The organism is Neobacillus sp. 204, assembly GCF_046562815.1.
In the GTDB taxonomy this organism is placed as follows: domain Bacteria; phylum Bacillota; class Bacilli; order Bacillales; family Cytobacillaceae; genus Neobacillus.
This window is the reverse complement of the sequence record NZ_JBJORY010000014.1, coordinates 1-11,215: the sequence shown is the minus strand read 5'-3', so window position 1 is coordinate 11,215 and position 11,215 is coordinate 1. Positions and strand designations below refer to the sequence as shown.

Annotated in this window: 8 protein-coding genes; 4 read left to right on the top strand and 4 right to left on the bottom strand. The window is 39.7% G+C overall.

Translation table 11 applies throughout. From position 1 onward, the window contains the following. Nucleotides 1-117: 117 nt before the first annotated feature. From ACJ004_RS23910 to ACJ004_RS23895, 4 genes are all read right to left on the bottom strand, one after another. A complete protein-coding gene (locus ACJ004_RS23910; RefSeq protein WP_410895639.1) occupies nucleotides 118-1,992 on the bottom strand; it encodes a family 43 glycosylhydrolase in 1,875 nt (624 codons plus the stop codon). 440 nt (nucleotides 1,993-2,432) lie between these two features. Further along, complete coding sequence (locus ACJ004_RS23905; RefSeq protein ID WP_410895638.1) at nucleotides 2,433-3,656, bottom strand: ROK family transcriptional regulator; 1,224 nt, start codon at nucleotides 3,654-3,656, stop codon at nucleotides 2,433-2,435. A 254-nt stretch (nucleotides 3,657-3,910) separates the two neighbouring features. Next, nucleotides 3,911-5,668 carry a glycoside hydrolase family 183 protein gene (locus ACJ004_RS23900; protein WP_410895637.1) on the bottom strand — a complete coding sequence of 586 codons (1,758 nt, stop codon included), beginning with the start codon at nucleotides 5,666-5,668 and terminating at the stop codon, nucleotides 3,911-3,913. Nucleotides 5,669-5,952: 284 nt separating this feature from the next. Then, a complete protein-coding gene (locus ACJ004_RS23895) occupies nucleotides 5,953-6,900 on the bottom strand; it encodes an iron-hydroxamate ABC transporter substrate-binding protein (protein ID WP_410895636.1) in 948 nt (315 codons plus the stop codon). Nucleotides 6,901-7,279: 379 nt separating this feature from the next. Between ACJ004_RS23895 and ACJ004_RS23890 the strand changes: the two genes are divergently transcribed. Genes ACJ004_RS23890 through ACJ004_RS23875 form a run of 4 tightly spaced genes read left to right on the top strand, consistent with a single transcriptional unit; the run spans nucleotide 7,280 to nucleotide 11,102 of the window. Then, complete coding sequence (locus ACJ004_RS23890; RefSeq protein ID WP_410895759.1) at nucleotides 7,280-8,236, top strand: FecCD family ABC transporter permease; 957 nt, start codon at nucleotides 7,280-7,282, stop codon at nucleotides 8,234-8,236. Next, nucleotides 8,236-9,255, top strand: a complete 1,020-nt coding sequence (locus tag ACJ004_RS23885) for a FecCD family ABC transporter permease (protein ID WP_410895635.1) — start codon at nucleotides 8,236-8,238, stop codon at nucleotides 9,253-9,255. The genes ACJ004_RS23890 and ACJ004_RS23885 overlap by 1 nt, the downstream gene beginning before the upstream one ends. Nucleotides 9,256-9,268: 13 nt before the next feature. After that, nucleotides 9,269-10,093, top strand: a complete 825-nt coding sequence (locus ACJ004_RS23880) for an ABC transporter ATP-binding protein (protein WP_410895634.1) — start codon at nucleotides 9,269-9,271, stop codon at nucleotides 10,091-10,093. A 4-nt stretch (nucleotides 10,094-10,097) separates the two neighbouring features. Next, nucleotides 10,098-11,102 (top strand): NAD(P)/FAD-dependent oxidoreductase, encoded by a 1,005-nt coding sequence (locus ACJ004_RS23875; protein ID WP_410895633.1) that lies wholly within the window; start codon nucleotides 10,098-10,100, stop codon nucleotides 11,100-11,102. The last annotated feature ends 113 nt before the right edge of the window (nucleotides 11,103-11,215 follow it).

Below are 11,215 nucleotides of genomic sequence, written 5' to 3'. Positions count from 1 at the left end.
TTATAAAGCTCCATTAGCAACAAAGTTTACGAAAAGAGCCTTTATTAAAAAGTGTATTACCCCCTTTCATATATGATTCAAAAAAAGCGAACGGTGCCTGACACCGTTCGCTTTTTTCTATTTATTAGCAGTGAGTGTGATATGATCTAAATCTATTTCTCCGGTTCCATTTTCAAGGGTTATATTATTAATACCCTCTTTTAGTTTCACTTGAATGGAAGAATACTGCCAATTGTTTTTTCCCGTTTTACTATAATGAATAAGACCTGCGTAGTCATCATTCGTGAAAATACTTTGTGAGCTAGGTACTTCAGTGGAGTATCGAACTTTCAAGTCATATGTTCCTGCTTTAGCAACCTTTATTGGAAACCGAACATGACTATCAATAGAAGTCTCTACTTTTTGAAAATTGGTAGAAAGCGAATCGTTAGCAATCTTTGCTTTATTCAAGTTTGCTAGTTCTGCTTCATACCTAAATATAGTTGTTTCCTTCGGAATTAATTCAATTGAGTCAATTTCAGCATATAGCTTTCCTTTTGAAATGCGGATGACGTTCTGCTCTTGGTTTAACGTTACATCCATATCTGCGTTTTTCCATGTATCCCAGCCATAGCTTTCATAAAGAAGCTCCGAAGCATTACCTCCATTTACAGATACATAATGGCTAGATGTTTGCCCCATGCCATTTCCATAACGTACCTTCAAAGTATAATCACCTTTAGGGACTTGAACATTAAATTCAACAAAACTGTCTGCAAAGTCTATATTTCCGACTTTCCCTCCACCGGAAGCACTTGTATTTTTCACAATCCTTGCTTGATTCACTTTTGCTTCTTCCGCCTCATACTTATAAACGACTCCTGGCTGGGAAGGAACTAATCTACCTTCAGATTCTCCAGATGGCACACGTTGCAGCGTCTCTACAGAAACAGGTACGCCAAAATTTGGTGTTCCATCTTTATTCCATTCAAATTTTTGCATACGGACATTACGATTCCAGCCTGCACCACTGAATTTAGCTGCATGATAAACGATCCAATCTTCCTTGCCATCCGGAGATTTTATAAAGCTATTATGCCCAGGTCCAAAAACGCCAACGGAAGGATTCTTTTGAAATACAGGTTCCGGGTTCTTAACCCAGCCATCCTTGTTCAATGGATTGTCGCCAGTTAAAGTCAGCATGCCAAGACAATAATCATTGGTCCAGCTGCCGCTTGCTGAATACACGATAAATACTTGGCCTTTTTTATTCTGAAGCACTTGTGGACCTTCATTAATGAACGGGGTACCATTTAATTCCCAATCCAGTTCTGGCCTTGATATTTCAACTCTATCTCCACTTATGGTCCATGGATTGCTCATAGGAGCAATATATAATTGTTGACTAACATTTACATCGCCCTCCCATCCCGACCAGACGAAGTATAATTGATCATTTAACTCAAGTACGGTTCCATCAATTGCCCACTTATTAGTTGGATCTGTAATCTGTCCATAATATGTACCTTCAGGATGATGGTACGGTCCAAATGGATCAGAGCCTTCTGACTCTAAAACGTACATTCTTTGTTTTGTGGAATCTCCAGTGGATGCAGCATAGTATATATACCATTTGCCATTAATAAAATGCATCTCAGGGGCCCAAATAGCATCTCGATTGGGTGCATCGGGAGCAGCCTTCCAAACCACCTTTTTCTCACCCTTGCCAATATCAGAAAGATTTTTAGACTTCCAGATGGTGATATTATTGCCTGTTGTATTTGTATAATAGTAGTACCCATCGGAATGTTTAACGATCCATGGATCTGCACCATCTCCAACGATTGGGTTTTGAAAAAGATCAAATGCCTGTTTTCCATAAGCGGTGCCTGGATTCTCTTTCATTTCTGAAGAAAACTTCATCGATGCACTAGAATCATAAGGATAAGCCGCTAATACGATAGGAATAAGTAGTGCAGCAATTTTAAGCTTACCTGATTTCTTTCGTTTCATCATCAATCCTCCGGGAACTATTATTAGTTAATTTCAATAATTAATTAACTTAATTAATTATAATTTGGTGCCAAAATTTAGTAAATCATACTATTGGACTATTCTGAATATAACGTGAAGTAAATAAAGAAGGCTGTTTTCGCAAATATTGTTGTTTTTTTAAAATTCAGACTCCTAAACAGTTCAATTTGGGTGTAAAATTACACCTTGTCAGGGTTAATAATGATATATCAGCGCATTTTAGAGTTTTATCAGCGGAAAATAGCATTTTATCAGCGAATTTATACATTTATCAGCGAATCCAAAAAGCAACAAACTTTTAGAAAAGAGCCATAAAAAATGAGTTGAACCATTTTTATGATCCAACTCATTTTTATAAGACTAAAATATATATGATTCGACTTTGAGAATTGTCTAGTTCCAGGCGCCTTGCGCATTTCTTATAATTCATCTGTTTTAAACATTCTTTGTAAAACTAAGGTCACGGCTCCTAATACCATGCCGGTCTTTCCAAGTTTAGAACAACTAACTGAGATTTCTTCATTAGAGCTTTTAAAGGTAAATTTTTCAATCCTTTTTTGAAGGGGTGATAGAACAAAATCCCCTTCTTCAAAAATACTCCCCTCTACGATCAGTTTCGAAGGCTTGAGAATATTAATCATATTGGCCGCCGCTAATCCAAGAGATTGACCAGCTTCTTCTAATAGCAATTTGGCTAAGCGATCCCCTTCCGTAGCAGCTTTAAACACCATTTTTATCGTGAGTTCTTCATTTCCATCCTTTAACCATTCATGGAGGAGCGAATCATGATTATTTTTTAATTCATCTTTAACTCTCTTTAGAATAGCGGATTCCGAAGCGTATGCCTCTAAGCAGCCATTATTTCCGCATTGGCATTTTGGTCCGTTCACATCTAAAATGGTGTGTCCTATTTCTCCTGCCGTATTAAAAGAGCTCTTATAGATCTCATTATTGATAAAGATTCCTGAACCAATCCCTCTTCCTACACTAAGACAGATAAAATCTGAGACTCCTTGTCCTTGTCCAAACCAGCTTTCCGCAATGGCTAATGCTCGTACATCATTTTCAACAATCACTGGGATATCGAATTCTTTTTCTAAGCTATCCTTGATTGGTATATTCTCTAAATGTAAGTGCGGAGAAAAAATGGCCAAGCCTTTATCTGGGTCTACGAGGCCGTGCATGGCAAAACCAATGCCAAGGATGATCTCTCTATTTATTTGCATGTTATTTAGGACGTGGTGGATGCTCTCCTTGATCATGCTCATAAATTCTGTTTTAGAAGGAAGTTCAGTAATATCTTTACTAAAATCGGATACAATCTTTCCATCCATTGAAGTCAATATCACACGGATGACCTCTGCAGCCGCATAGACTCCAATGATATAATGGGCGGAATAGTTAATTCGAAGCATGATGGGCTTTCTTCCACCTACCTTCGATTTAGTGCTATGTTCCTCTGTAATAAGATTTTTGTCTATTAGCTCATTAACCAATGAACTGACAGTTGGTGGTGTTAATTTTGTTAACTTGGCAATTTCTGCTCTTGAAATCGGTTCCTTTAGTCGAATCATATTTAACACAGTAGATTGATTAAGAGATTTCATTCGTTCAAAACTACCCGTTTTGGTAGTATAATCCAAATTGCATCACGCCTTTTTTTATTAGCTTTAGTACATTAGAAGCGTTTCTTTTATACGGACATTTCATTTATTGATAGTATTATCAATTTTAGCACATAAGAGGCTCGAAAAATACCGCATTCAACTTTACATTGGCATATTACCAATATGCTTTAATATAGCCTTATAAAAACTGCGAGGACTAGATGAAAAAAAGGGTGCTTGAACCAAAAAAACAATCCCACCGCAGTTATTGTTGGTGGGATTTACTGTATCTATTTAAAATATACTTCCAGTTCTCCAATCGAAGTGAAAGTTGCCTCTCCACCAGGAGCTCCGATAATTCTTACGCCATCGCCCCATGTTTTATCAAAGGTAAAGGTGTAGGACTGGTTCTTGCCAGCAGAGTTGTTATTCGGGTAGGCGGGTTCACCTTCTAGGTTTTCTACATCAACCCATTTGAAATTCTGTCTTACTTGTACTTTAATATCATTGAACCAGCCGCCATCAGGGAAGATATTCCCCGTTGTATAAACGACTTTATTCATGTTATAGGCTTGAGACCAAGTATAGCCCCACGAATCTTCCTGCTTGCGTAACCCATTCCAGCTGTCTTCCGATTGACTCTTGTTTCCATCATTTAAAAATTTCAAATTTGAACCATGTGCACTGTAAATGGAAACTGGAGTCACATTACTTGAATTAGCCGGAAGCGCTAAGTTAAGATCACTGCTTTCATTAGTGGGTGTTGTTTCTTTATAAGGTGTTGCTTTTAATTTTCTAAAAGAGAGATTATATTTCTGCAGCCCTCCCATAAAGGTGTTAGAGTTTACCCACATTTCCGTGCCATCTTTACTGATATATTTGGATGGCATAACGACACCATAACCACCGTGGTGATGATTAAACCAAGGATAAACACCAAAGTCTTTTGATAAAAATTTCTTCCATGGACCATGCGGGGTAGGGGACTCATAAAATTCAAACGTAAACTCAGTCCAGGAAGTATAAATATATCGGTTTAAAGGCTTGTTATAAACTACACTTCCTTGTGATAGAACGGTAGAATTGTCAGGATTGGTGGCAAAAAGTGTATCCGTGTAAACTCTTCTTTCATCCTGGAGGACAGGCTTCTTCTGTTTAATATTTTTCGTCCACTTTTCCTCACCCTTCAGGTCCCCAGAATAAAACTCCCAGGTTGAGCGGTCTTGGATACTCGTTTTAGGTACCCTTGCAAGATAAAGGCCGGTTGGGTCAGGAACCGTGTCAATAAAAGAGTCGCGCCAATTATAATCCAAACCATAAGCATATACATATCCATCTGAATTGTTTCCACTGTCTTTTCCATAATCTAAAAACATAATTGTTGTGAAGATGTAGTCGTCAAACATCGGTTTACTTTTATCCCATTCCCACGTTTTCCCCTTGTCCGTAGACTTAAGAATCGTAGCCGAAGGTGCATCATTGAAAGCTCTCCAACCTCCGCCTTTATTAAGATCCTGCACAGCAAGATATAAATCGCCATCTACAGAAATCATTCCTGTCGGCTTTCGATTATATTCATTTGGATCATTCCAAACGGAACCTACTTGATCACCACTTGATAGCCTTGTTCCAGTAATGTTTTTTGATGCTGGATTTCCTCCCGTAATCTGGTTTACGACGATATCCGACCAGGGGGCACCTAAATTAAATCCTTTTCCATCTCCATTTGCCGCATAGACCATATCATCATCAGACCAGGCAGTCGGCCATAAATCACCATCACTGGTCGTGTTATATGAAGAATTTTCCTCGATCGAAACGGTCGAGAAAAAGGTACTTTCTTCAGCAGTTACCAAGGACTCCGCTTGGTTATTCTTTCGGGCATTCGGATAAGGTTTAGCAGGATTGAGGTTGTTTTTTCCGTAACTTTGAACGATTTTCCCATCATTTTTAGCAATGGCATCTAGAGGTGAAAAATTGTAGAAGGAAGAACCTAATAAAACAGCACTAGTAAGTAAGATAGACGCACCTTTTGTTTTTGCTTTCAACCAATACACTTCCTTTTTGATAAAATTAGATTGTTGTATTTACCGGTAAAGTTATAGACAAAAAATAAAAACTCCTTTCTCTAAAGGACTTTAACGGTAAAGTACCAATTTGAATTTACCATAGAATGAAAAGGTTTTCAATTAAATTCTTAATTTTCAAAAAAATAATCCCATGATAAAATACAGCTGTAATCAGAATTGTTAATTCGTGAATCTACCATATGCTGTATAAATGAAAAGGCGTCATCCTAAAAGTGGATGACGCCTTTTCTAGATTTTAACTTTTATTTTTTTAGGGCATTAACAACTTCGTCAATTGTTTTTTCACTGGCTTTCAAACCGTTGATAGTCCAGTTGCTTGGGTCATTCATTTCATATACATGTCCATTTTTAACAGCATCAAGTCCATTCCAAATGGAACTCTTGGCTAGTAGGTCTAAACCAGCTTCCCCTTTTTTGCTGACAAGGAAGATATGGTCTGCTTTGATTTCTGGCAATTTTTCAAGAGCGATTGGATCCCACTGAACAGCGGCTCCACCAAGACCTTCAACGAAGGCAGGCTGTTTAATGCCTAAATCGCCGTAAAGGACATTGGCACTGAAACGATTATTTTCCATTAGATAAAACTTATCGGCCATGACCCAGAGGATGGCTGCTGATTCATCACCAATTGCATCGTGGACTTTTGTCTTTGCGTCCGCTACTTTGGTATCGTAATTCGCTAACGCTTCTTTTGCTTCTGCCTGTTTACTTAAGATCTCACCCATTTGTGACAGTTGTTTGCGCCAATCGGCACTTACTTCGTCCTTATAGACGTAGGTTGGAGCAATTTTTTTATACTCTTCATATTGTCCTTTTTGGATGGCAGATGGAGAGCTGAAAATAATTAAATCAGGGTTGTTGTTGATAACTTGTTCAAGTGGAAGGTCCCAACCGATTTTTGGAACATCCTTTAACTCAGGCTGTAAATAATCTAAAACTGTATCACCGATCGACCATTGTGCTGCAGGTCTTACCCCTAATGCCACTAATGAATCCTCTAAATAAGGAGCGATGATTCGCTTAGGATTAGCAGGGATCACCACTTCACCCTTAGCATCGGTTAATGTCACCTCGGTATTTTTCTTGTCTGTGGCCTTTTCTGTTTTTGTATTATCAGAATTACTGCAAGCACTTACCAAAAGTAACATCAGTAATAAAGTAAAAGATAAATAAAGGCGCTTTTTAAGCATGTTTTAAACCTCCTAGATAGTGAATACCCGTTATGATGGTAATGATAATCATTTTCATTTTCGAAGTCAATAAACAAAACCATTCAAATGGGGTTAATTTGTGAAGGAATTTTGAAGGATATTTCTGGGAGCCGCATTTATACCGTAAACGTATTGAAAAATGAGTGGTTAATATCTATACTTAATGATAATGATTATCATTCTTTTTACTTTTTTCATTATTAATTTAGTAATATACCCAATTTTTCTTTTTTATCAGAAGAGGTGTTAGTTCTTGAATGGAATTGGAAATGCGAAGCAACAAGAGGGCGATTCTTTTGCCCTTCATAAAAAAAGAGTAAGAACATCCATTAAAGGAACTTTTGTATTTATCGTAGGAATGATACTAATCCTAATCTCAATGGGTTTATCGATTACTTACGGTGCAGCTGATATAAAAATGGCTACGGTTTGGGAGGCAGTCTCCCATTTTAATCCTGAAATTACTTCTCATCAAATTATTCAAGAAATTCGCATGCCGAGAGCCATCGGTGCTGTTTTAGTTGGAGCATTTTTAGCTGTTTCAGGCGCAGTCATGCAGGGTTTAACCCGGAATCCGCTTGCTTCTCCATCTATTATGGGCGTGACTGACGGGGCAGCTTTTGCACTAGTCATCACCCTTGCCTTTATTCCTACCGCGACGATGTTAGGGTTAACCATTTCTTCGTTTGTCGGAGCCGGACTTGGCGTGATCCTTGTTTTTACCATTGGAGCTTTTTCTAAGGGAGGATTGACCCCAGTAAAACTCGCCCTTGCTGGGGTGGCGGTGGGTTCGATGCTCAGTGCTTTTTCAAGTGCCATTGCCCTTCATACACAAGTGGCAAAGGATATGAGCTTTTGGTATGCCGGAGGATTAACAACAGTCAATTGGGGATCCATTAAAATTCTGCTCATTACTGGTGGATTGGGGTTAGTACTTGCACTTTACATCTCCAGGTCAATCACCATCCTTAGTTTAGGGGAAGAAGTGTCAAAAGGACTTGGACAAAATACACTTTTAGTAAAATCCCTAGGCGTGATTGTTGTATTAGTGCTAACTGGTGCTGCTGTATCTGTAGCAGGTGCAATCGGTTTTATAGGGCTAGTCATTCCGCACATCACTCGTTTTATGATCGGATCAGATTACCGCTGGATTATTCCAATTTCTGCAGTACTAGGCGGACTGTTACTCGTACTTGCTGATATTGCAGCAAGAATGGTGAATGCCCCGTTTGAGACTCCCGTTGGAGCAATAACGGCGATCATCGGTGTTCCCTTCTTCTTATACCTAGCTCGTGGGGAAAGGAGAGGGCTGTAATGAATCAATCGAACGCTAAGAAGAAAAAATTTATCGTCCTCATTATCCTTTTATTTATCTTAACAATTATCACTTTTGTTATAAGTTTAAATCTTGGTGTGGTAAGGATTGCCCCTATTGATGTTTTCAAAACATTGTTGGGAAAGGGAACGGCCCGCGATCAACTTGTTTTAGTGGATTTTCGGCTGCCAAGAATGATTTTGGCATTATTGATTGGGGCGGGATTAGCCGTCTCTGGGGCGATTTTGCAAGGTGTAACGAAGAATGAATTAGCCGATCCTGGTATATTAGGTATCAATTCAGGGGCAGGGTTCATGGTTATCCTATTTATCTACTTCTTTCAAGGGTCCATGAACAGTATTAATACACTTGGCATCTTTTTAATGCCTCTATTTGCCTTAGCGGGAGCAGTACTTGCTGCATTCTTGATTTACGTATTAGCCTGGAAAAAAGGGATTGACCCAGTTCGGTTAATTTTAGTGGGGATTGGCGTGAATTCAGGGTTTGGAGCCGCGATTATTATTTTTCAATTAAAAATGAACCCGCAAGACTTCATGCAGGCGGCAGTCTGGCTGTCAGGTGATATTTGGGGAACGAATTGGAAGTTTGTTGCGATCCTCACACCGTTAATCTTGCTGCTTCTTCCTTTTGCTTTATATAAAGCACATATTTTAAATATCATGAATTTAGGTGACCAAGTCGCGACAGGATTAGGCATTCAGGTAGAAAAAGAAAGACGATTATTGCTTTTAGCAGCAGTGGCGCTTGCAGGATTTAGTGTTGCAGCTGGAGGCGGAATCGCGTTTCTTGGATTAGTTGCACCGCATATTGCTAAACGATTAATTGGGCCAAAGCACCAGCTATTTCTACCGATAACGGCCGTGTTAGGGGCGTTCGTGCTTTTATTAGCGGACACGATTGGTAAAAACCTTCTCACCCCAACCCAAATACCGGTGGGGATCGTGGTAGCGATATTTAGTGCACCATATTTTATTTTTTTACTAATGAAAGCAAAATAAGGGGGAACGGATTGTGGTTTCACTTTCTACCGAGAATCTTCAGATTGGTTATGGAGATAAGACAATTGTTGAAAACTTGAATTTACACATAAATAAAGGAGAAATTACCACGATAATCGGTGCCAATGGCTGCGGTAAATCCACTATTTTAAAAACATTAGCGCGTGTCCATGCAGCCACATCTGGAATCGTCTATTTAGATGGAAAGATGATTCACAAAGTCCCAACAAAAGAAATTGCTCGGAAAATGGCTGTTCTTCCACAAAGTCCTGAGGCGCCGAACGGTTTAACTGTCTATGAATTGATTTCTTTTGGGCGTTCTCCACATCAAAGTGGATTCGGGAGACTGACGGATAAAGATCGCCAGGTAATTGAATGGGCGTTGGAAGTGACTGGGCTTAGTCTATTTGCTGATCATCCAGTGGATGCTCTTTCCGGAGGACAGCGTCAACGCGCTTGGATTGCCATGGCCATTGCCCAAGAGACGGATCTATTGCTGCTTGATGAGCCAACCACATACCTTGATATGGCGCACCAGCTGGAGATTTTGCAGCTGCTTGAAAAATTGAATAAGGAACAAAATCGGACGATTGTGATGGTTATTCACGATTTGAATCATGCATCGCGGTTTTCCCATCAGATGGTTGCTCTTTGTAAGGGGAATATTGTCAAAGAGGGAAGCGCAGAGGAAGTAATGACTCCAGATGTTTTGAAAACTGTTTTTCAAATAGATGCCGAAATTGTGAAAGATCCACGGACGAAAAAACCAGTATGTCTTTGCTATGATTTAATTCAGAAGGAGCCGGAGTTAGAGCATCGCAAAGTCATGAATTTCTAGTGAAATGGGATTGGATGGGGAAGAAATGAAATTATACGATGTAACCATCATCGGTGGCGGGCCAGTTGGTTTATTTACGGCTTTTTATTGTGGGATGAGAGAGATGGAAACGAAAATCATTGAATTTCTCCCTTACTTAGGCGGGAAGGTTTCTTACTTCTATCCAGAAAAGGTCATTCGCGATATTGGGGGAATTCCAGCTATTTCTGGAGAAAATCTCATTCAACAATTGGTGGAACAAGCACAAACCTTTCACCCGACGATTGTTTTAAATCAACAAGTAGTGGGATTAGAACGGTTAGCGGATGGAACTTTCCTATTAACAAGTCACAATGGGGAAAAGCACCATACCCGTACCATTATCTTAGCTACAGGATTCGGAACGTTAAAAAGTGCGAAGCTTGACGTAGTAAATGCTGATCGATATGAAGGACGGAACCTTCGTTATGCGGTGGAAAGACTGAATGACTATAAAGATAAACATGTGCTTATTTCCGGTGGTGGTAATTCGGCCGTTGATTGGGCAAACGAACTGCTCCCAATTGCGCGACAGATTACCGTTGTGCATCGCAGACATGAATTTTCAGGACTCGAGCGAAACATCAGTAATTTGCGGAAATCGGCTGCGACGATCCTGACCCCTCATGTATTGGAGGCGTTACATGGGGAGGGGGAACGGATTACGAGTGTAAGCGTTAAAAACATTGAAACAAACGACACTCAAAGGATTGAAGTGGACGAAGTTCTTGTTAATCATGGGTTCTGTATCGACCTAGGCCCGATTAAGGGATGGGGATTAGAGTTCGAATATGGAAACATCAAAATAGACAGTCAGATGCAAACGAATATCGAAGGAATCTTTGCAGCGGGCGACGTCGCAAACTACCCGAATAAATTACACCTAATCGCAGGCGGATTCTCCGAAGGTCCCACCGCCGTCAATAGCGCCAAAGCCTACATAGAACCCGAAAAAGAACTCAAACCCATCTACTCCACCACCCATTTTTAATGCTGTGTTAAAAAGTGGTTTAAAGAATATTGTTAAAAATGGTGTCAGGCACCATTCGTGGACACTTGTCCTCGTGGAGCGGACGAAATAAAAGGTAAAAAGGCACTGTCCGA